The sequence below is a fragment of the Mesorhizobium hawassense genome, assembly GCF_003289945.1.
Classification (GTDB): domain Bacteria; phylum Pseudomonadota; class Alphaproteobacteria; order Rhizobiales; family Rhizobiaceae; genus Mesorhizobium; species Mesorhizobium hawassense.
In genome coordinates, this window is the sequence record NZ_QMBP01000004.1 from 451,025 (window position 1) to 470,684 (window position 19,660).

19 protein-coding genes and 1 pseudogene are annotated in these 19,660 nt (G+C 61.2%); 7 read left to right on the forward strand and 13 right to left on the reverse strand.

Annotated elements, in window-relative coordinates; all coding sequences use genetic code 11:
* Nucleotides 1-23 precede the first annotated feature (23 nt).
* On the forward strand, nucleotides 24-1,277 hold the full coding sequence (locus DPM33_RS12235) for an MFS transporter (RefSeq protein ID WP_112097668.1): 1,254 nt from the start codon (nucleotides 24-26) through the stop codon (nucleotides 1,275-1,277).
* 44 nt (nucleotides 1,278-1,321) lie between these two features.
* On the opposite strand, the gene DPM33_RS12240 is transcribed toward DPM33_RS12235, so the two are convergent.
* Together DPM33_RS12240 and DPM33_RS12245 are read right to left on the reverse strand one after the other, a co-directional pair.
* The gene (locus DPM33_RS12240) at nucleotides 1,322-2,284 is read right to left on the reverse strand and encodes an alpha/beta fold hydrolase (RefSeq protein ID WP_112097669.1); all 963 of its coding nucleotides are present in this window, start codon (nucleotides 2,282-2,284) and stop codon (nucleotides 1,322-1,324) included.
* A 102-nt stretch (nucleotides 2,285-2,386) separates the two neighbouring features.
* Complete coding sequence (locus DPM33_RS12245; RefSeq protein WP_245442093.1) at nucleotides 2,387-2,965, reverse strand: hydrolase; 579 nt, start codon at nucleotides 2,963-2,965, stop codon at nucleotides 2,387-2,389.
* A 97-nt stretch (nucleotides 2,966-3,062) separates the two neighbouring features.
* Between DPM33_RS12245 and groL the strand changes: the two genes are divergently transcribed.
* Nucleotides 3,063-4,685 (forward strand): chaperonin GroEL, encoded by a 1,623-nt coding sequence (groL, locus tag DPM33_RS12250; RefSeq protein WP_112097670.1) that lies wholly within the window; start codon nucleotides 3,063-3,065, stop codon nucleotides 4,683-4,685.
* A 68-nt stretch (nucleotides 4,686-4,753) separates the two neighbouring features.
* Entirely contained in the window at nucleotides 4,754-4,942 is a 189-nt protein-coding gene (locus DPM33_RS12255) for a hypothetical protein (RefSeq protein WP_082048831.1), read from the forward strand.
* Between the two features lie 165 nt (nucleotides 4,943-5,107).
* Here the strand turns inward: DPM33_RS12255 and DPM33_RS12260 are convergent.
* The 9 genes and pseudogenes from DPM33_RS12260 to DPM33_RS12300 form a co-directional block, all read right to left on the reverse strand.
* Nucleotides 5,108-6,049: pseudogene (locus DPM33_RS12260) on the reverse strand (P-type ATPase actuator domain-containing protein); the annotation flags it as partial.
* Nucleotides 6,050-7,654 carry an MBL fold metallo-hydrolase gene (locus DPM33_RS12265; protein ID WP_112097671.1) on the reverse strand — a complete coding sequence of 535 codons (1,605 nt, stop codon included), beginning with the start codon at nucleotides 7,652-7,654 and terminating at the stop codon, nucleotides 6,050-6,052.
* 10 nt (nucleotides 7,655-7,664) lie between these two features.
* Nucleotides 7,665-8,501 carry a universal stress protein gene (locus tag DPM33_RS12270; RefSeq protein WP_112097672.1) on the reverse strand — a complete coding sequence of 279 codons (837 nt, stop codon included), beginning with the start codon at nucleotides 8,499-8,501 and terminating at the stop codon, nucleotides 7,665-7,667.
* Nucleotides 8,502-8,545: 44 nt separating this feature from the next.
* Entirely contained in the window at nucleotides 8,546-9,373 is an 828-nt protein-coding gene (locus DPM33_RS12275) for a universal stress protein (protein ID WP_112097673.1), read from the reverse strand.
* A gap of 72 nt (nucleotides 9,374-9,445) precedes the next feature.
* A complete protein-coding gene (locus tag DPM33_RS12280; RefSeq protein ID WP_112097674.1) occupies nucleotides 9,446-9,871 on the reverse strand; it encodes a DUF3775 domain-containing protein in 426 nt (141 codons plus the stop codon).
* Between the two features lie 311 nt (nucleotides 9,872-10,182).
* Nucleotides 10,183-11,439: a Do family serine endopeptidase gene (locus DPM33_RS12285; protein WP_208648386.1), complete on the reverse strand. Its 1,257-nt coding sequence runs from the start codon at nucleotides 11,437-11,439 to the stop codon at nucleotides 10,183-10,185.
* A gap of 149 nt (nucleotides 11,440-11,588) precedes the next feature.
* Nucleotides 11,589-11,885 carry a c-type cytochrome gene (locus DPM33_RS12290; RefSeq protein WP_245442107.1) on the reverse strand — a complete coding sequence of 99 codons (297 nt, stop codon included), beginning with the start codon at nucleotides 11,883-11,885 and terminating at the stop codon, nucleotides 11,589-11,591.
* Nucleotides 11,886-11,984: 99 nt separating this feature from the next.
* Nucleotides 11,985-13,751 (reverse strand): PHA/PHB synthase family protein, encoded by a 1,767-nt coding sequence (locus DPM33_RS12295; RefSeq protein ID WP_245442094.1) that lies wholly within the window; start codon nucleotides 13,749-13,751, stop codon nucleotides 11,985-11,987.
* Between the two features lie 118 nt (nucleotides 13,752-13,869).
* Complete coding sequence (locus DPM33_RS12300; RefSeq protein ID WP_112097677.1) at nucleotides 13,870-14,253, reverse strand: phasin family protein; 384 nt, start codon at nucleotides 14,251-14,253, stop codon at nucleotides 13,870-13,872.
* A gap of 384 nt (nucleotides 14,254-14,637) precedes the next feature.
* Between DPM33_RS12300 and DPM33_RS12310 the strand changes: the two genes are divergently transcribed.
* The 4 genes from DPM33_RS12310 (at nucleotide 14,638) to DPM33_RS12325 (ending at nucleotide 18,629) form a co-directional block, all read left to right on the forward strand.
* Entirely contained in the window at nucleotides 14,638-15,171 is a 534-nt protein-coding gene (locus DPM33_RS12310) for a flavin reductase family protein (RefSeq protein ID WP_112097731.1), read from the forward strand.
* 104 nt (nucleotides 15,172-15,275) lie between these two features.
* Nucleotides 15,276-16,103, forward strand: coding sequence for a universal stress protein (locus tag DPM33_RS12315; RefSeq protein ID WP_112097679.1), 828 nt, complete (start codon nucleotides 15,276-15,278; stop codon nucleotides 16,101-16,103).
* 67 nt (nucleotides 16,104-16,170) lie between these two features.
* A complete protein-coding gene (locus DPM33_RS12320; protein WP_245442095.1) occupies nucleotides 16,171-17,604 on the forward strand; it encodes an NRAMP family divalent metal transporter in 1,434 nt (477 codons plus the stop codon).
* A 548-nt stretch (nucleotides 17,605-18,152) separates the two neighbouring features.
* Nucleotides 18,153-18,629, forward strand: a complete 477-nt coding sequence (locus DPM33_RS12325; protein WP_245442096.1) for a plastocyanin/azurin family copper-binding protein — start codon at nucleotides 18,153-18,155, stop codon at nucleotides 18,627-18,629.
* Nucleotides 18,630-18,728: 99 nt separating this feature from the next.
* Here the strand turns inward: DPM33_RS12325 and DPM33_RS12330 are convergent, their stop codons facing one another.
* The gene (locus tag DPM33_RS12330; protein ID WP_112097682.1) at nucleotides 18,729-19,133 is read right to left on the reverse strand and encodes a baeRF12 domain-containing protein; all 405 of its coding nucleotides are present in this window, start codon (nucleotides 19,131-19,133) and stop codon (nucleotides 18,729-18,731) included.
* A 171-nt stretch (nucleotides 19,134-19,304) separates the two neighbouring features.
* On the reverse strand, nucleotides 19,305-19,646 hold the full coding sequence (locus DPM33_RS12335; RefSeq protein WP_342634334.1) for an ArsR/SmtB family transcription factor: 342 nt from the start codon (nucleotides 19,644-19,646) through the stop codon (nucleotides 19,305-19,307).
* Nucleotides 19,647-19,660 lie beyond the last annotated feature (14 nt).

The following is a 19,660-nucleotide window of genomic DNA, read 5'->3' on the forward strand; positions in this document are numbered from 1 at the left end:
CGTTGCCGACAGGGCGAAGGGGCATGGAACAGTTCAAGGAAAACACCTCCGTCCGCCTCGGGACCATCCCTGCGGGGATCTGGGCGCTGGGCTTCGTCTCGCTGCTGATGGACGTCTCGTCGGAGATGATCCACGCCTTGCTGCCGATCTATCTCGTCACCGTCATGGGAGCATCGATGGTGACGGTCGGCACCATCGAAGGCATTGCCGAGGCGACGGCCGCCATCACCAAGGTCTTTTCGGGCGCGCTGTCGGATTGGCTGGGAAAACGCAAGCTGCTAGCGGTCATCGGTTACGGCCTCGCCGCTTTCACCAAGCCGGTATTTCCGCTGGCTTCCTCGATCGGCTGGCTTGTGGCGGCTCGCTTTGTCGACCGCGTCGGCAAGGGCATTCGCGGCGCTCCGCGCGATGCCCTGATCGCAGACATCGCTCCCGCGCATGCGCGCGGCGCAAGCTTCGGGCTTCGGCAGGCGCTCGACACGGTTGGCGCGTTTATCGGGCCGCTCCTGGCGATCGGTCTCATGTGGCTGACCGCCAATCAGTTTCGGACCGTGTTCTGGGCCGCGGTCGTTCCCGGCCTCCTGGCGGTCGTGCTGTTGGTCGCGGCCGTCCGTGAGCCGGCTCGGCCCGCCGGCCTGCGCGAAGTGCGTGCTCCTCTGAGCCTGTCTGAGCTCAGCCAGCTGGGATCGCGCTTCTGGCTGGTCGTCTGCGTCGCTACCGTGTTCGCATTGGCCAGGTTCAGCGAAGCGTTTCTCATACTGCGCGCGCAGGGCATGGGCTTGCCGGTCGTGCTCGTCCCATTGGTGCTCGTGGTCATGAACGTGATCTACTCGCTCGCAGCCTATCCAGCCGGCGTGCTTTCGGATCGCGTCAATCGTCTGACGATGCTCATTCTCGGCTTCCTGATCCTCATTGCCGCGGACATCGTGTTGGCGTTTCCCGGAAATCTGACCGGCGTAGCGCTCGGCGTGGCTCTTTGGGGCCTGCATATGGGGCTAACGCAAGGGCTTCTGGCAACGCTCGTCGCCGATACCGCCCCGCCGGAACTGAGAGGCACCGCCTTCGGTATGTTCAATCTGTCGGGCGGGTTGGCGCTGCTGGCCGCCAGCCTGCTGGCGGGCGCGCTCTGGGATTTGTTCGGGCCGCGAATGACCTTCCTGGCGGGCGCGGGCTTCACGGCGCTGGCGCTCCTTGGCCTTGGCCTGGTGCGTTGGCTGATGCCGTCTCTTGGACGTAATGGGAGCACGGAGGAGGAAGGCACGGTGTCCGGTTCCTGACGCGCCGATGCTGAGCAACCCGCGTCGCCGTCCGGCCTATCGGATCACGGAATCACGCCCGCTCCCTCCAAGAACACGCGGACTGCGTTGCGAACCTGCTGCGCGTGTCCAACCAAAAGATGTCCACCGGTATCGTAGACGACCAGCTTTGCACCGGGAATCCTATCGGCTGCGAATTCGGCCGCCGGCAGCGTGTTGAACAGGTCGTCGCGCGCGGAGATGATCATTGTCGGCGCAGTGATTTCCTTCAACGGCAGTTCATGCAACTGGGGGACGCTGTCGATCTCGATTCCGGGGAACCGCAGCGACAACGGCTCGATGCTCCTGACGAAGCTCATGACGCGCTCCCTCTCGGCCTCAGGCGCGACCGCTACCAGCGCCGGCCGGACGCCGAGAAAGCGAATGAGTATCGACGGCGCGACGGTCTCGGCGGCCCACCACGCGAAATCGCCGCCGACATTGACGGCCCAGAAGGCGAACCTGTTGCCCAGGCTCACATTGATCGAGACGGGGCTGGTGGGCGAATAAAGCGCTGGGACAATCAGAACGAGGGCGGCAACCTTGTCAGGGTGCCGCAGTGCCAGCTCGACCGCCGAACGAGCGCCGGCCGAAACGCCGACAACCACCGCTTTGGGGACGTTCAGCCTGGAAAGCAGCGCTGCGTGCGCGTCGGCCTGCGCGGCTGGCGAGGCGTTTTGCGGAACGGGTGTGCGCAGATAGCCGAAGCGCGACGGCGCGATGACCCGAAAGCCTCCACCTGTAAGATCGGCGGCAAGGATGAGTCCCAGGTCAAAACCGCCGCCGGCGCCGTGGATCGACAGCAGTGGAATGCCCGCGCCGCTGTCGGCATATTCGATCGGGCCGATGTCGAGGTTGGCGACCAGACTGCCTTGGCTGACGGCGTGGCGCAGACGGCCAAGCTCGTTCCTGTAAAGCAAGAGAGCCACACCGATCGTGGTCGCAATGGCGATGAGCATGACCAGCAGCAGACCGCCAATTCTACTCATTGCGAAAGCTCCTCCAGGGGACGAGCGACGATGGACCCGAACGACCTGGAGGCAAATGGATATCTCAATCCTTTGGCACCGCAAGGCGTACACCCGCGGGAGCTAAGCCACGGCCGCGACGCCAATGACGTAGTTCTTCCCATAGGCCGCGGCGCATTTCGGGCATGTGGTATAGAAGAAATACACGTCGCTGGCCTGGGGATTGTGTTGGCGCGCGAGTTCAAGCATCTCCTCATGCCAACCCTTTACCTGCTCGAACGCCCCTTCGAACACCTTGGTGATGAAGTCGCCGGTCAGCGTGATCATTTCCTCCCCGGGCACCACCTTCGAAATCGAGAAAAGATGCTCGCTTGTCCAAGGCGAGAGATCACGGCTCAGGACGATGAACTGACCTTCGGCCGAGGCGCCGGCGTCGTCGATGTGCTCGTTGACGCGCGAAAAGACGCTGCCCATATTCACCGGAACATGCATGACGCTGTGGGTTGTCGCCCTCACGAATGGCTTATCGGTGAAGTGCAATTCCTGATCGTCCCAGCCACCCGGGTTGAATTTGGGGCAGCAACCGGTCGTGTTGACGCTGGCATCGTAGTGCGGTGTTTCGTTCGTCCGCATGACCACCTCCTGATGTGAGCTGACGGCAGCAGAGCAGCCAAGGACCTTTTCGACATTGATCGCGGTCAACACGGCGGATGTGTCGCCATGGCGCAATTGATGCGCATCAAAGCCGGTCGGCGAAAGCAGAGCTATGTGAATCGGTCTGATAGCCCCGGAGACCACCATGGCTCACAAACAGGTATTGTTCCGCTCAGCGGCGCGCGAAAAGATCCTTCGCGGCGCGACCCAGCTTGCCGATGCCGTACGGGTAACGCTCGGTCCGCGATCGAAGTCCGTTCTGATCGAGAGGAAATGGGGCGCCCCGATCGTCTGCAACGATGGGGTGACGATCGCCAAGGAATTCGACCTGAAGGATCCGGAAGAGAACCTTGGCTCGCGCATGCTGAGACAGGCTGCCGAGAAGACCGGCGACATGGTCGGCGACGGTACGAGCACGTCGACCATCCTCGCCCATGCGATGTTCGCCGACGGCGTGCGCAACGTCGTCGCCGGCGCCAGCGCAATCGACATCAAGCGCGGACTCGATCGTGCAGCTAAGCGCGCTATCGAGACGCTCAAGCAGATATCGCGGCCGGTCTCGACGAGGCGCGAAAAGGAACAGGTGGCGACGATCTCCGCCCACAACGATCCTCTCATCGGCGAACTGATTGGTCAGGCGATGGAAAAGGTCGGCGGCGAAGGTGTGATCACGGTCGAGGAATCCAAGACCACCGAAACCGTCCTCGACGTGGTTGAAGGCATGCAGTTCGACCGAGGTTTCCTTTCCCCCTACTTCGCGACCGACACCGAAAAGATGGAAGCGGTGCTCGAGGACGCGCTCGTGCTTATCGTCGAGAAGAAGATCTCTACGCTCAACGACCTCATCAAGCTGCTCGAGGCCGTGGCCAAGTCAGGCTCGCCCTTGCTGGTGATCGCCGAGGATGTCGAGGGCGAGGCTCTGGCCACGCTCATCGTCAACCAGATCCGCGGCACGTTCAAGAACTGCGCCGTGAAAGCACCCGGCTTCGGCGACCGTCGCAAGGCCATGCTGCAGGACATTGCCATCCTGACGGGCGGGCAGGTGATTTCGGAAGACCTGGGCCTCAAGCTCGAGAACGCTGCAATGGCCCAGCTTGGGCGCGCGAAGCGGGTGGTCGTCGATAAGGACAACACCACGATCATCGGCGGCAGCGGCGACCAGAAGGCCATCAAGGGACGCGTCGAGCAGATCCGCCGCGAGATCGGCGATACGACGAGCGACTATGACCGGGAGAAGCTGCAGGAGCGGCTCGCCAAGCTCGCGGGCGGCGTCGCCGTCATCAAGGTGGGCGCACCGACCGAGGCCGAGATGAAGTCCAAGAAGGAAGCGCTCGACGACGCTATCAGCGCCACCAAGGCGGCTGTCGCGGAGGGCATCGTGCCCGGTGGCGGGCTGGCGTTGCTGCGCTGCATTGGAGCGGTCACCGAGGAAGAAGCGCGTTGCGAAGGCGACGAGCGCACCGGCATCCAGATCCTCAAGCGCGCGCTCGAAGTGCCCGTGCGCCAGATCGCCGAGAATTCCGCCGTCGACGGCGGCGTGGTCATCGCCAGGATGATGGAAGGCAAGGGAAATTTCGGCTTCGATGCCGGCCGCAAGGAATATGTCGACCTAGTCGAGGCCGGCATCATCGATCCGACCAAGGTCGTGCGCATCGCCCTGGAAAACGCCGTCTCCGTCGCCAGCGTTCTCCTGCTCACGGAAGCGACCATGACCGAGATTCCAGAGGCGGCGAAGGAGCGCGCGCTTGAACCGGAAATGTCGATGTAGCTGGAAGCGATTGCTCTGGAAGACTGAAAGCGAGCGCGGAGGCGTCACAAAGAGAACGGGAGTCCATGATGGCACAGAGAATGGACAGGATCGAGGTCGGCATGGATCTGGCCGTAAGATGCCGAGTTACCGAGACCTGGCAAGACGATCTAGGCGACCAATGGGTCAAGGTCCTCATCGAGGGGTATGACATGCCGGTCAAATTGAAGGCGGTCCATTTCTACCCCTTCGATGATCGCGACGTTGCCCGCGCCTAGTACGATATCAATACCGGCAAGCGAAGATCCGAAACAAGGCTCTCAGGTACCTGCCCAGCCTTGGCAGCGCTCTTGCGTCGGCGAGACCGGAGGCCCACATGCAAACCCGCGAGCGAGAGGCGGAAAGTTCAGCGGCACTGCCGTCGGCCCCGGTGTTCGTGGCTCGCGGGCTGAGCAAGGTCTACGGCTCGGGCGACTCGCAAGTGACGTGAGCACGACGGGAAATTCTTCCGGCAACATGGACATGCCTAGCGCGATACCCGCAAGCACGGCGTCAAGCCAACCGCCCCGCAGCAGCCCGTAAAGCAAAACCGCGACGACGCTGACCGCACCGCCGACCATCGCGAAAATGCGTACGACGCGCCTCATCTGTCCCTGCAATCGCGGCGGCTCTGCCTCCATTGAACCCAGCGAGTGCCCGATCTTCCCAATTTCACTTCGTGGGCCAGTCGCCAGGACTTCGCCAATGCCTGAACCGCGAACGATCAGCGAACCCGAGAATAAGAAAGGCAGGTCGTCACCGCCTGGCCGGCGCTCGATCGTTGGCGGGGCGCCGTCGGCGGCAATCTTTCGGACCGGCACGGATTCGCCTGTCAGCAGGGATTCGTCGCTCTGCAGGTCCTGGCTCTGGAGAAGCCTGGCATCGGCCGGGACCCGGTCACCCTCGCCGAGCACGACGAGATCTCCCCGGACAACCTCACGGCCCGCTATGCGCTTGCGTTCACCAGCACGTATGACCAGGGCGCGAGGGCTGGTGAGGTCCCGCAATGCTTCAAGGACGCGCTCGGTGCGCGTCTCCTGGATGATGGTTATGCCGATCGACATCGTGCCAAATGCCAGCAGGATCAGCGCCTCCTCCAGGTTGCCCAGAAGCAGATAGACGACGCCTCCGCCAAGCAAGAGGGCCAGCATCGGTTCGCGAATGACCTCAAGGGCTATTCTAAATGGCGTACGCCGACTGGACTTGGGCAGTTCGTTCGGCCCCTCGGCGAGAAGTCTGGCCTGAGCCTCGGTTTCGCTGAGGCCGCGCAGGCTTTCTCCAATTTCCGAATCGCCAGCCCCACTTTGCGTTTTCTCGAAACTGGGGGCTCCTATCAACTGCTGCATCTAATCGCCCTGGGCAGCAAGTGCTCGTTGCATTTGCCTGATGATCTTGGCTCGACCTCGCTCATCCGCAGCCGAGTTGACCGCCTCGCTCACATCCAGCAAAAGCCGGGAGAGGTCGTTATGCCAATCTAGGCGGCCGACGTTCTCCGGCTTGAGCCTGCGAGCATGGTTGATCTCGACCGGTAGGCAGCCCTCGGGGCTCAATCGGAACCCGTCGTCGAGCTGTGGCTTGATGATATTGCCTTCTGGAAACGATCCCTTGAGACGCTCTCCAAGCCCTGCAAGACCTTCCTCTTCGCCGTGGGTCAGAAATAGCGATTGCCCGACGGGGCCGCGAGCCAATATCCAAGCCATGAGCTCGGCTGCATCCGCATGACCGGAATATAAGTCGAACAGGGTGACGTTCGCCCTGACTTCGATCTCCTCGCCCTGGATACGCACACGCCGGGCGCCATCCAGCAATATTCTACCCAGCGAACCCTGGACCTGATACCCGGCCATCATAACGGTGGCGTTCTTACGCCAGAGGTTGGCCTTGAGATGGTGGCGTATGCGCCCCGCATCGCACATGCCGCTTGCGGCTATCACCACGAAGAAGCCTGTCAGGCGATTGATCGCCTTGCTCTGCTCCACGGTATCGGTGAACCGCAGCTCGGCTGAAATCAAAGCCTGACGCAACACGTCGCCGTTCTCGATTTCATCGGCATGTCTCTGGAATATGGCGCTTGCGCGTGTGGCCAACGGCGAATCGACGAATATGGGGGCTCTCGGAACCTCGCCGGTCTGCATGAGCAGATGAAGATCAACCAGCAGTTCCTGCGTCCGCTCGACGGCGAAGGAGGGAACGATGAGAGGACCCTTCGCCCGTGCAGCGCCGCGCACGACGTCGCCGAGCATCGAGCGTCGCCGGTCAGGCGAAACGTCGGGGCGATCCCGGTTGCCATAGGTTGCTTCGCAGACGAGATAGTCGGCCCCGGTAGGACCCTGCGGGTCGGTTTGCAGCAGTTTGTGCCCCGGACCTATGTCGCCCGAAAACACGATGCGCATCGGTGACGTCCCACCTCCATCGATTTCCAGTTCGACAGACGAGGAGCCTAGCAGATGGCCCGCATTCCAGAAGCGGACCCGTAGACCTTCGGCTACGGTCATCCAGTCGCCATATTTCGCACCCCGAAACAGAGGCATGCATGCGACCGCATCTTCCTGGCGGTAGATCGGTTCGACCAGCGGCCTGCCGCGCTGCGCGTTGCGGCGATTGAGATGGTCCACTTCCGTTTCCTGGATATGCGCCGCGTCCGGCAACATGACAGAGCAAAGATCGATCGTAGCGGCCGTTGCGTAGATCGGTCCGCGAAAGCCATGCCTGACCAGCTTGGGCAGCAGACCGCTGTGATCGATATGCGCGTGGGTCAGGATGACCGCGTCGATCGCATCCGGCGGAAATGGGAATGCGCCATAGTTCAGTTCCCGTTCGGATTTCGAACCCTGAAACAAGCCGCAATCGATCAGGATCCGCCAATGTGGCGTTTCAATTTCGTAGCATGACCCTGTCACGCAACGCGTCGCGCCGTGGAAGCGCAAGACGGGATGCTGATCGCGATCCACGATCGTACACCTAATGGGACATCAACACCGGCAAGCGCAGATCCGAAAGTATTCCTTCGGTTGCCCCTCCGAGCACGAAGTCCCGGAGACGAGAATGACCCCATCCGCCCATGACAAGGAGGCTGCCATTGATCCTTATGGCATGGTCCTCGAGCGCGGCACCGATTTCGTTGTCGCCCGCGTGGATCTGCTCGGCCTTGGCCCGGAGACCTCGCGCCGCCAGACCATTCGCCAAGCGATCGCCAATATCCTCGCGAGGCAGAACTTTCTCATCCGTCACAGTAATGATGGATATTGTCGATGCCCGCTCCAGGAACGGCCTGGCATCGGCCACGGCCCTTGCCGCCACCCGGCTGCCGTCCCAGGCGATCACCACGTGATCGAGCACGCCGACATCTTCGTCGTCCGGAAGAATCAAGGTCGGCCGACCCGAGCTGAACACCACCTCCTCCGCGGTCGCGCGGATTGATTCGATATTGCGCGTCCATCCCACCATACAGAGGTCAAAATAGCGGCCCTCCGTGGCGGCCGTTTCGCCGATGAAAGCGGGCTGCGCTTTCAACTCCTGACTGGTCAGGGTGACTTTGCATCGCGCGGCTTCGGCGGCGACGGTCTCCAGCAGGGCCTTGCCACGTTTCCTGCTGGCAGCGTTGGCCTCGCGGATTTTTTCAGGAAGGTCGAGCAACAAGCTGGACAATGCGTTCGAGACGTCCGGAATGTCGACGTTGATGACCGCCGCATCCAGGGTGGCGTCTAGCTGGTTGGCCACCGCCACCGCGTTCGAGGCAACTTTCGGCCCCGGCGGGTCCGGATAAGTCGGTACGAGCAAGGATGTCAACAGTTGCATCGACTTGTTTCCTTTCGGTTGTAGGACAGGGCTGCTGTGGCTATTCAGTTTGACAACAGCCTGTGGAACGAGCCAGACTTGAGCAGCGATCGTGTCGCGCCCCCGAACGCCCACTCCCGGAACCGGCTACGGCCATAACCACCGGCCACGATGAGATCGGCGCCGATTCGATCGGCCTCGACGACGATCGACTCCCCGACTGATATTCCCTCGCTTTCAAGCAACTGCGACCGCGCCTTCACACCGTGTTTCATCAGGAAGCGCACCACATCCGCCGCGCCATCCCGCGCGGCAAGCGTACCTTCCTCGGCAGCGCTGAAGACGGTCACCTCCTTGGCATTGCGCAGGAAAGGCATAGCGTCGACTACCGCCCGCCGCGATTCACGGCAATCCTTCCAGGCGACCATCACCCTCTCACCTTTGAAGGCTGCGAGGCCGTCGGCTGCAAACAGAACCGGCCGGCCAAGGGACAGCACCAACGCGCCAGGATCCACGGTTCTTTGGTAGTCGCCGGCGACGGACGCAGCCGGCGCTCCGGTGATCACCAGATCGGCCGCGCGGGCGTGCAGGGCAACGGCGCGCGTGGGATCATCGAGCTCCGCGCGCCATGATGCGCGCGCGTCGTTGCCGGCGACGTCGAGGAACTCCTCCTTGAGCTTCTTGACGCGCTCCTCGATTTCGTGGGTTCGGTAACGCAGAACTTCCGCCACCAACGGGGAGGATTCGCTTGGCGACACCAGAGCGGAAGGCTCGGCCGCAGCCACCGCGATCAGATCCGCCTCGAACTTCCTCGCGATCTGCCGCGCGAAAAGCAGGCGTGGGGTAGCCGGAGCATCGATGTCGAGCTGAACAAGTATCGTCGTGTAGATCATATCCGGACTCCCTGAGAGGCCGGTAGATCAGCACGGGCCAGAGCCGCACGCTTTGATGCACGTCAACTTCTTTCAGCCGGAGCACGACAGGCCGATAGCATCGAGGCCCGCCTCAAGGTGATCGCCAAGCAGCGGATTGCCGCAGAGATAGTCAGCTGTGTGTCTGTTGTGCGCATAGGCGGCCTGCTGGCGAACCTCATCCCAATCGGCAGCCTGGCAGTCGTCCCTGCCAAGCCACGTCAAGGCGACGAGATCGACCTGCTCATCGACGGAGAGCTCCGAGATCAGAGACTCCAGTTCTTCGCGCACGGGGTCATCATCATGGTCCTGGAGCACGGCGATTTCATTGTCGTCCGTCGGATTCGATCCCGTGTCCGGCTCAGTGACGGCAACCTTGACGTCGAACCCATGCGCCTTGGCGATAATGAAGCAGACCTTCGCGACGGGAACCGTCAGTTCAGGGGGCTCGGTGTCCTTGCTTCCGATTCCGCGCCTCATCGGATATCTCCTCGGTAGCTCACCATCATCATTCGCGTCGGTCGCTGGTGAACCGCAACATCATCAGGAACAGGTTGATGAAATCGCGATCAGCGCCCCAATCAGCGCCTTGTTCGAAATCGCCTCGATTTGGGCACTCTAGCCGAGAATATCCGGGCTTCGGGCATCATTGAACATCTGCCTGCTCCGTCAGCGCTTACCGCCAAGCATGCCACGGCCCCAGCCGGATGGGATTGATGCGGATCAAGCCGACATAGTGCCCGCGGCAGAAATGCCATTTCGCGAAAGTGCCGAGGCGCGTTACCTGCGGCTCACGGAATGACGAGGTACTGGATACCGCCGGCATGGAAGATCCCGAGCAGCAGCAGCTTGTTGAATCGGTTCGCCCGTTGCGCCACCTGCGTGGCGGAGTGCACTGGTTGCTGATCGACGCTCACGATGAAATCGCCGGCGATCAACCCTGCCTGCGCAGCATCGCTCTGCGGGTCGACAGCCAGGATCTCCGCGCCGTCCGCCTGGCCATAGGCCGCGGAATCCGGCGAGATATCGGCTAAGGCTACGCCGGCAAGCAGCCCCTCGCCTTTGACCAGCGCCGTGCTCACGGTATTTGCTTCCCGGAGTTCCACCGGCAACTCCAGCACCCTGTTGTGCCGGTCGATGGTGAGCCTGGCCTTTGCGCCAGCGCCGAGCAGTCCAAGCGCCGTTCGAAGGTCAACGTCGCTGCGTATCGGCCGACCGTCCACGGCAACGACGACATCGCCAGCAAGGATGCCGGCGCTGCTTGCCGCGGATCCGGCCATGACCCGGCTGACGAGCGCGCCTGCGGAGATCTTCAACCTGAAGGCCTGAGCCAGCAGTGGCGTGAGATCCTGTATCAGCATGCCCAGTTCCCCGCGCCTGATCTTTCCGTGGGCGATCAACTCGCGCACCGCGTCCTTTGCCATATTGGATGGAATCGCAAAGCCTATCCCGACATTGCTCCCGGCCGGTCCGAAAATGGCACTGTTGATGCCCACCAGCTCGCCCTGGAGGTTCACGAGGGCACCTCCCGAATTACCGGGATTGATCGACGCATCGGTCTGGATGAAATTCTCCAGACCATCGGAACCAAGGCCCGACCGCCCCAATGCGCTGACAATGCCCATGGTGACGGTCTGGCTCAGACCATAGGGATTTCCGACGGCGGCAACATAGTCGCCGACCTTGAGGTCGCTCGAGTCTCCCAGCGGCAGCGAAGTCAGCCTGTCGGCTTTTATCTGCACGACCGCGACATCGGTCGGCTGATCCATGCCGATGACCTTGGCCGAAAACGATCTGTGATCCAGCAAGGTCACGGTGATCTCGTCGGCGTTTTCAAGCAGATGGCTGTTGGTCAGCACGTACCCGTTCTTTGCGTCGACGATCACGCCTGAACCGGCCACCTGGAAAGAGCGCTCGCTTGGCGAGGGTTGCTCGGGAAGCCCGAAGAACTTTCGCAGGAAAGGGTCGGACAACATCGGATCGGGTCCAGCATTGCCGCTCCCCTGGATGGCAATGCTGACGACGCTGGGAACGACGCGTTCCAGCATTGGAGCCAGCGATGGCATCTCGTTGCCAACGCGAGATGGTTCGGCAGCCCGGACAACCGCGAGTGTCGACAGGAGCCAGATACCCGCAAGTATCAGCACTACGCCAAGAGTTTTGCGTTCCGCGCCGGCCGAGTGGTGATGACCTCTCGTCATCGGCTCAGACTCCTGATGTAGGCAACAATCGCCCCGATCTGTTGAGGATCAGCGACAAATTCCGGCATGTCAGGGTGACCGGTCGATATCCCTTCCGCCAACGCTTCTTCCAGATCCTCGATCGGATAACGCAGGTGCAACAGGCGAAAGGGCGGTGCGTCGGGATGCGTACTTTTGCCGGTCGAGCCAATCGCGTGGCAACGGGCGCAGTTTGCTTCCACGAGCTTCCTGCCATGGGCAATCTGCGGATTTTCTTGCGCCCAGGCGGATGGCCCGCCGGCAAAGACGGCCATAAGCGCGACAATTTTCGACACAGCCGGACGTTTCATGGCTTCCAAATACGCGACGAATGAACGCCTGACCTTGATCTGGCGCAAACCGGCGAAGCCGCCCTATCGCTGGAGAACATATGTGCCGGGCGCCGCGCAAACCGTTTTCGCATCGCCTGAGGCGGCGACCCGACCGGCCTCGACTTCGGCGCCGGAATGGCTTGTCAACCATTCGATCCAGACAGGCCACCAGGAGCCATGAATTGTGGTTGCATCCCTCGCCCAATCGTCCGGGTCCGGACGGATATCCGTATGGCGGCATCTGAGCTTTCTATAGGCACGGCCTGGGTGTCCGGGCTCGGATACAATGCCCGCGTTGTGTCCGCCGGTCGTCAACACGAAGTCGATGTCCGTATCGAGGAGATATGTCAGCTTGAACACCGAACGCCATGGCGCGACATGGTCCGTCTCGGTCCCGACCGCAAATACCGGTGCTCGAATGTCTTCCAGATGAACAGGCCTTTCCTCGACGCAAAAGCGTCCTTCGACAAGGTCATTGCTCAAATAGAGTTGCCGCAAATACTCCGACTGCATGCGGAACGGCATGCGCGTTGAGTCCGCATTCCAGGCCATCAAATCGGTCATCGGGGCGCGTTCACCCAGCAGGTATTCGCGCACGATGCGTGACCAGATCAGGTCCTGCGAGCGAAGCATCTGGAAAGCGCCAGCCATGCGGCGCTGATCGAGCGTCCCTTCGACCCACATCACGTCCTCGAGCAGCGTGATCTGGCTATCGTCGATGAAGAGGCCGAGTTCGCCCGGTTCCTCGAAATCGACCTGCGCTGCAAAGAGCGACAGGCTGGTCAATCGGTGATCGCCGTCACGGGCCATGGCCGATGCGGCGATCGATAGCAGCGTCCCGCCAAGGCAGTAGCCTACCCCGTGGATCCGGCCGGTCCCAGTCGCCTCCTCGACCGCATCCATGGCCGCCATCACGCCGAGGCGGCGATAGTCATCCAGTGACAGACCAGCTTGATCGCCACCCGGATTGCGCCAGGAAATACAGAATACCGTGTAGCCGTTCTGAACAAGGTAACGGACCAGCGAATTCCGCGGCGAGAGATCAAGAATGTAGTATTTCATGATCCATGCGGGAACGATGAGGATCGGCTCCTGCTTCACCGTCTCCGTCATTGGGGCATAACGGATCAACTCGATCAGTTCGTTTCGGAAGATCACCTCGCCCGGCGTGGCGGCAACCTCGATGCCAGGCCGGAAGTTTTCCGTGCCGGCCGGTGGCCTGGCATCGATGAGGCGAAACAGGTCGTCGATGAGGTTGTTGGCGCCGCTGACAAAATTGACGCCGGCTTTCCGGAGGGTGTTGTCGATGACCTCCGGGTTGAGCGTCGGGAAATTCGAAGGCGAGACGGTATCCAGGATTTGCCGGCTGTAGAACTCGACCAGACGCTCGTGCCTCCGCGTGACTCCCGGAAGCCCGCTGGTCGCGTTGTGCCACCATTGCTGGGAGAGCAGGAAGGCCTGCTGAATAGCGTTGAAGGGGAATGCCTGCCACGCCTGGTGCTGGAACCTTCGGTCTTGCGGCAAGGGCGTGATCGTTGGCGCGGCGGTTCCCATTCCGACCCCGCATCGAAACAGAAAGTCACTCAACCGCGCCAGCTTCTCGACCGCCTTGGCGGAGACCTCGCCTTGCCTGCCCGGTGACGAGGATAGGTGCAGCAGCCAATCCTGCCAGGCCTGCAAGAGGCTGATCGGCGAAATCCCTGCCGTAAAGGCCGCCACGAGGGCATGCGAGAGCCTGTCGACATCTCGATAGATGCTGCCGCCTTCTTCGTCCGGCAGCGGCGGTGCTGGGGAAGCGATCGCGGTCACGACCGCATCCTGGCTGGATTTATGCCGCTTCCTCGAATCCCGCGCGTTGTCGCGAATGCTCCGAACGGAAGACCGACCGGCGGTCGGTTTCCGCCTGCTTTTCCCTGGCCGCAACATCTCAAGTCGCAAGCGTTGCCGCGGCCATGTCGTCCATCGTCGTTTTCGCCTCCTTGCGGACCTGGCCGGCTGTTTCCGAAGCAAGCCTGGCGCCAATGGAAGCGAATTTGCCAACCTCGTTCGCATAGTCGGACGTGGCGTTCTGGACGAAGTTCACGAACACGTCGAAGGCATCGACGAATTCGTCACCACGAGTCAGTTTCTCGATGAGCTTCAGGTCATCCTCGAACCGCCGCTTGAGGAAGGTTACGCTTTCAATCTGGTAGCGCAGCAGCGCGCCGACCGAATGCGCTTGCATCGCGGCGGTCGCTCGCAAGAATTTTTGGCCGGTCTGGGCGAAAGGCAGCAGTTCGGGCGCGCGAAACTCTTCTGGTTTCCAGATCATGATGTCTTTCCCTTCGCTCTTGGCTTCAAGGTTTTGTTTTGGGCTGACGGGACCGGGGAGTTGCGTCCGAAGCCGCAGCTCGCCGACAGGCGTTCACTTTCCCTGAAGGACGCCGATTCGAAATAAATCGTGGCCCCGGCGATAAGGCCGAAGATGAGCACAGCGCCCCATAGGAGGATATCTTCAGCGGACATGGACGAATTCCTTCTCTGTCCTTTCCGAGCATCGCAGGGCCGACGCAAACCGGCATTGATCATGATCAATCGGGCTCATCGCCATTCGGTCCGGCATCTCGCTTTGACGCCGATCAAGGCGACGGACGGCAATGCCCGCGACAAGTCGACGGCAACAAACCAATTTGCAGGTGCGAGGCGAGAGACGAATATGAAGGAATTGCCGCTTGCCGAAGTCTATCGGCTCATCGAACCCGGTCCGGTCGTCATGCTTTCGACGCGATCCAAGCAAGGCCGCTCGAATGTCATGACCATGTCCTGGCACACGATGGTGGCAGTCGCGCCGCCGACGATTGCCTGCATCGTATCAAGCAATGACCTCTCGTTCTTCGCCTTGCGTCAAACGAAGGAGTGCGTGGTTGCAATCCCCGCCGTCGGCCTTGCGGAGAAGGTCGTCAAGGTCGGCAACTGCTCTGGCCGGGATACGGACAAGTTCGCAACGGCTTGGTTGACGCCGCTTCCCGCCGAGCGGGTGTCGGCGCCGCTGGTGGCCGAGTGTTTCGCCAATCTCGAATGTCGCGTGGTCGATACGCGGCTTGTCAACAAATACAATCTCTTCGTGCTGGAAGTCCTCAAGGCCTGGATCGATCCGGGACAGCCCAAGCCGAAAACCATCCATCACGTCGGGAACGGCAATTTCATTGTCGATGGTGAAGTAATCCATCTGGAATCCCGCATGCCTTGAAGGTCGGGGCGGCTCAGAAGTGACTTTGATCCGCATCAAGGCACGCGCTCTTCTCCGAGATAGGGTTCAAGTCATCGAGAACGACCAAACCGAAAGCGTGTGCGATGAGCTACAAATCGATTCTCCTGAACTTCAACATCGATGGCCCGATCGAACCGCTCACGCAGCTGGGTGTGAGCCTTGCCAAGCGCTTCGACGCGCGTCTGATCGGCTTCTGCGCCGCGGACGCTCCCTTGCCAGTGACCATGGCGCCCGAGGGCGCGGCCATCGCCGCCGAGATCTGGGAACAGTCGAGGGATGAAATCCGACGTCGTTTGAACGATCTGAAGGGCGAGTTCGCCACGCTCGTGGCCGCGGCGGTCGAGACTGGCTGGCATGGCGAAATCGAGAATCCGGATCATGCATTGGCCAGGAGAACTCGCATGGCCGACTTGGTTGTGACTGGTGCGTCCCAGGGCGCATCTACGGGCGATTCCTACCGCACGGCCGATCCAGGGTCCCTGGTGCTGCGCGCCGGTCGGCCCGTCCTGGTCGCTGCCCATGGCGCGGCGGATTTGCCGGCCCGCAAGGTCGTGGTGGCGTGGAAGGACACGCGAGAAGCACGGCGCGCGGTGGCGGACGCTGTGCCGCTGATGGTGATGGCCAATGAAGTCACCGTCGTGGCGGTCGATCGCAATCCCGATGATTGGATCAGGGACGGCGTCGATGACGTGACGAGCTTCCTGGCCGGTCACGGCATCAAGGCACGCACCGAAATCATCAAGACCGACGATGATGAAAACAACCGTCTGGTCGACTTTTTCGCCTCGGTGAACGCCGAGCTCATCGTGTCGGGTGCCTACGGACACAGCCGGTTGAGGGAATGGGTATTCGGTGGCGTCACCCGCTCGCTGCTCGACGAGGTCTGGCTCAACCGGCTGATGTCGAACTGACACGCGACTGATTGCGAATGACTGATGGGCTTCATCCGATCTGCCGACTGAAGATTCTGCGCTGGGAGTGGCGACGTTGCGGTCAACCCGGCTGCGCGCCCGCGCGCAACTCGTCAGCGCCGGGCCGACCAGGGTAGGAGCCGACGTCGATCAGCTGCAGGCGGCGGTGTCGAAAAGCCGCGCGAAACCTCCAATGAACCTTATCCAAAAAAACTCTGAAGAAGCTGCCGCGTCGAGCGGGTTGGGCCGTTTGCTCGGTCGACTGAAGGAGCACCCTCTGGCTCGCGTAGGCCCGGGTTTGATCACCGGCGTCGCCGACGACGATCCGAGTGGTATCGCCACCTATTCGCAGGCAGGCGCTCAGTTCGGCCTCAACATGCTCTGGACGATGCCGCTTTGCTTTCCGCTGATGGCGGCGGTCCAATCGATGTGTGGCCGTATCGGACGCGTCACGGGAAAGGGACTTGCCGCCAACATCAAGACGCACTTCCCGCCTTTCGTGCTGATGTTCGTCGTTGCGCTGCTGCTCGTGGCGAACACGCTCAACATTGCCGCCGACATAGCTGCCATGGGCGAGGTCGCAGAGCTGGTGACCCGCATGAACCGGCACATTGCTACTCTAATCTTCACACTGGCCACACTGGTCCTGCAGGTGTTCGTCCCATACCATCGCTATGTCAGTTTCCTCAAATGGCTGACACTGTCGCTTCTTGCCTATGCCGCGGTGCTTTTCATGGTCCACGTGCCGTGGGGCGAGGTAGCGCTTCGGACCGTGTGGCCCAGGCTGACGATGAACGCCGAGACCGCCACAGTGGCCGTGGCGATTTTCGGCACGACGATCAGCCCTTATCTCTTCTTCTGGCAGGCCTCCGAGGAGGTCGAAGAAATGAAAGGCGCCCCTCCCTTGATCGTAGATCCGACACGATCGGGGGGCGAACTGCGCCGGCTGCGCTGGGATACCTGGAGCGGCATGTTTTACTCGGACGCCACGTCCTATTTCATCATCCTGGCGACCGCCGTCACACTCAACGCTGCCGGTGTCACGAACATCGAGACAGCCGCGCAGGCGGCCAGCGCCTTGCGGCCGCTGGCGGGCAATTTCGCTTTCGTCCTTTTTGCGATCGGAATACTTGGCGTTGGATTGATCGGTGTGCCGGTGCTCGCGGGCTCGGCGGCTTATGCGCTTGCTGAAGCGATGGGGTGGCAGGAGGGACTTGAGCGCAGTGCCAGCGACGCGCGCGGCTTCTACGGCATCATCGCGGTGAGCGTCCTGGCAGCGCTGGCCATCCAGTATTTGCCCGTCAGCCCAATGAAAGCGCTGTTCTGGAGCGCCGTCATCAACGGAGTTGTCGCAGTGCCGCTGATGGTGGTGGTCATACTGCTGGCCTCGAGCCATTCGGTGATGGGACCTTTCACCTCTGGCCGTCCGATCGTCATCCTCGGCTGGGTCGCGACGGCACTGATGGCGGGAGCATCGATCATGATGCTTTTTCCCAGCTAGAACCCGGCAATCATCGCGACTGGGTACCGCGTGAGGGCTTATTTTCGATTCATTGATCGAGATCAAATATTTTCCCACTGCGACCGGCCATATGTTTTGAATCAGCGCCAAAGGTAACTCCCCTCGAATGAGAAACACCGTCGCCACGCTCGTCGACACGTGCAATGCCGAAAGAAGCAAGGGATCGGATTTTCCAACCATTTGGAAAGAGGTGCTGAAGTCGCATCCCTGCGTGAGCGGACAACCGGTGCAAGACAGCGGAGAGGCAGGCCCCATCTTGAGGGTCCCGTTGCTCACGGGTCAGTTCCTCGTATTTTTGGGTTCGCATTTCTCTCTCTTGTGAGCTGAGTCCGGCACCGAGCTATTGACGCTTGGTATCGCGCCTTGGTGCCTGCGGTTGCCAGGCAGCAAGGATATCCACGCCTCGATCCGCACGCCATCTGTCGTCAGCGTTCTGTCAGGTAGCGCTTGCTAGACACCGCGCGCGACCGATCCGATTCAAAGCAGCCCGCCAGCTGTGGTCGCCGGATGGCGGTCAGGAGACTTCGATGCAGTTTTTGAAAGTTGGATTGGCGTTGGCCATGCTTGCAGTTTCGGCGCCGGCATTCGCGGGTTCCACGGTCAACGTCAAATTGTGGGACAAGGATGGCGACATGAACCCCGACGCCAAGATGGGGATGGGCATGCCGGCGAATATGAGCATGGCGATGATGAAGATCGAGGTCGACAAGAAGACCGTGCCGGCAGGCAAGGTTACCTTCGATGTGACCAACACGTCGAAGGCTTCCGTCCATGAAATGATCGTCGTGCCCGTGGCCGACCCGAAAAAGACGACGCTGCCATATGTTTCAAACGAGAACCGTGTCGATGAGGATGCGGCCGGCCATCTTGGTGAAGTCTCGGAGCTCGATCCAGGCAAGACAGGGTCGCTGACGCTCGACCTCAAGCCCGGCTTCTATGCAGTCTTCTGCAATATCCCCGATCATTTCATGAACGGTATGTGGGCAACCATCAAGGTTCAGTAAGAGTGCGCCGAGCGCGCCCGGCCAAAGGCCGTGGCGTGCTCGGCAGCGAGCGCATCGACACGTTCCATCGCTTCGGTCCGATGCGGAACGCCGATCGGGTCAGGCAATCTCTATGGCGCCTTTGATCGACATGACGGAATGCTTGACGAAATCCTTGGCGATCTCGCCGACCAGTTTGGCGCTCAAGGAGGGCTGATAATGCCGTCGCAGCTCTCCAAGCGTGCGAGGGTCGGCGATGATCAAGACATGCTTACAGTAGTCTTGATGCGACTGATCATTGAGATAAGTCGCGACCGATCCGGCAAAGTCGTCCTCACGCAGCCGAGACTCGTCCGGATTGGCGGTTGAGCTGCGATGCCTGCCGCCGGAACCGGCGCGGGCCATTTCAAGGATGGGATCCTCGACTTCGATAAGCTCGATATGAGGTTCGTGCCCCTTGTTATGAAACAGCCGCAGGATCTCGCCGTCAGTCACGGCGACGAGTGTGCCGTTGTTCAGGATCATGTGTTTCTCCAACGCTGGATCAGCCGAGCGCTGTAAGGCCGTCCGATCTTTTCGTTTGCCGTTGGCAGGCAGCTAATGCCGGTTCGACCTGGGCCGCATTGACCTTAATCAAAGCCGCGCATGTCATGACCGGTCCGATATGATGAAAGGTGCGACACGTAATGCGCCGAGTTAATTCGGGCAGAAGGCGGCATGTAGCGCCTCGATCACCGTGAGCACCTCCGGCCGCGTAATACGGTAGTAGACCGTCGTGCCGTCCCGGCGCGCCTCGACCAAACCATCGGCCCGCAACCGCATGAGCTGTTGCGACATGGGCACCTGGTCGATGTCGAGCAGCTCTCGCAGCTCGGCCACCGAACGCTCCTCATTTCCAAGGGCGCATAGCACGAGCAAACGCTGTGGATGGGACAGGCTCCGAAGCAGGTCCGCAGCCCTGCCTGAGGCGGGAATCAAATCTCTTACATTCATGTTCTTGAATTTATGATCTTTGAATGTTACATGCAAGGTCGCCATTCGGATTTGCTGGC

Coding starts and splice junctions, on each gene's coding strand:
- DPM33_RS12280 (WP_112097674.1), bottom strand. CDS start 9,871: ATGAGGCGCGGAATCGGAAGCAAGGACACCGAGCCCCCTGAACTGACG.
- DPM33_RS12285 (WP_208648386.1), bottom strand. CDS start 11,439: ATGCTGGAACGCGTCGTTCCCAGCGTCGTCAGCATTGCCATCCAGGGG.
- DPM33_RS12300 (WP_112097677.1), bottom strand. CDS start 14,253: ATGATCTGGAAACCAGAAGAGTTTCGCGCGCCCGAACTGCTGCCTTTC.
- DPM33_RS12290 (WP_245442107.1), bottom strand. CDS start 11,885: ATGGCCGTCTTTGCCGGCGGGCCATCCGCCTGGGCGCAAGAAAATCCG.
- DPM33_RS12325 (WP_245442096.1), top strand. CDS start 18,153: ATGCAGTTTTTGAAAGTTGGATTGGCGTTGGCCATGCTTGCAGTTTCG.
- DPM33_RS12240 (WP_112097669.1), bottom strand. CDS start 2,284: ATGAGTAGAATTGGCGGTCTGCTGCTGGTCATGCTCATCGCCATTGCG.
- DPM33_RS12310 (WP_112097731.1), top strand. CDS start 14,638: ATGAAGGAATTGCCGCTTGCCGAAGTCTATCGGCTCATCGAACCCGGT.
- DPM33_RS12275 (WP_112097673.1), bottom strand. CDS start 9,373: ATGATCTACACGACGATACTTGTTCAGCTCGACATCGATGCTCCGGCT.
- DPM33_RS12330 (WP_112097682.1), bottom strand. CDS start 19,133: ATGATCCTGAACAACGGCACACTCGTCGCCGTGACTGACGGCGAGATC.
- groL (WP_112097670.1), top strand. CDS start 3,063: ATGGCTCACAAACAGGTATTGTTCCGCTCAGCGGCGCGCGAAAAGATC.
- DPM33_RS12315 (WP_112097679.1), top strand. CDS start 15,276: ATGAGCTACAAATCGATTCTCCTGAACTTCAACATCGATGGCCCGATC.
- DPM33_RS12255 (WP_082048831.1), top strand. CDS start 4,754: ATGGCACAGAGAATGGACAGGATCGAGGTCGGCATGGATCTGGCCGTA.
- DPM33_RS12335 (WP_342634334.1), bottom strand. CDS start 19,646: ATGGCGACCTTGCATGTAACATTCAAAGATCATAAATTCAAGAACATG.
- DPM33_RS12270 (WP_112097672.1), bottom strand. CDS start 8,501: ATGCAACTGTTGACATCCTTGCTCGTACCGACTTATCCGGACCCGCCG.
- DPM33_RS12235 (WP_112097668.1), top strand. CDS start 24: ATGGAACAGTTCAAGGAAAACACCTCCGTCCGCCTCGGGACCATCCCT.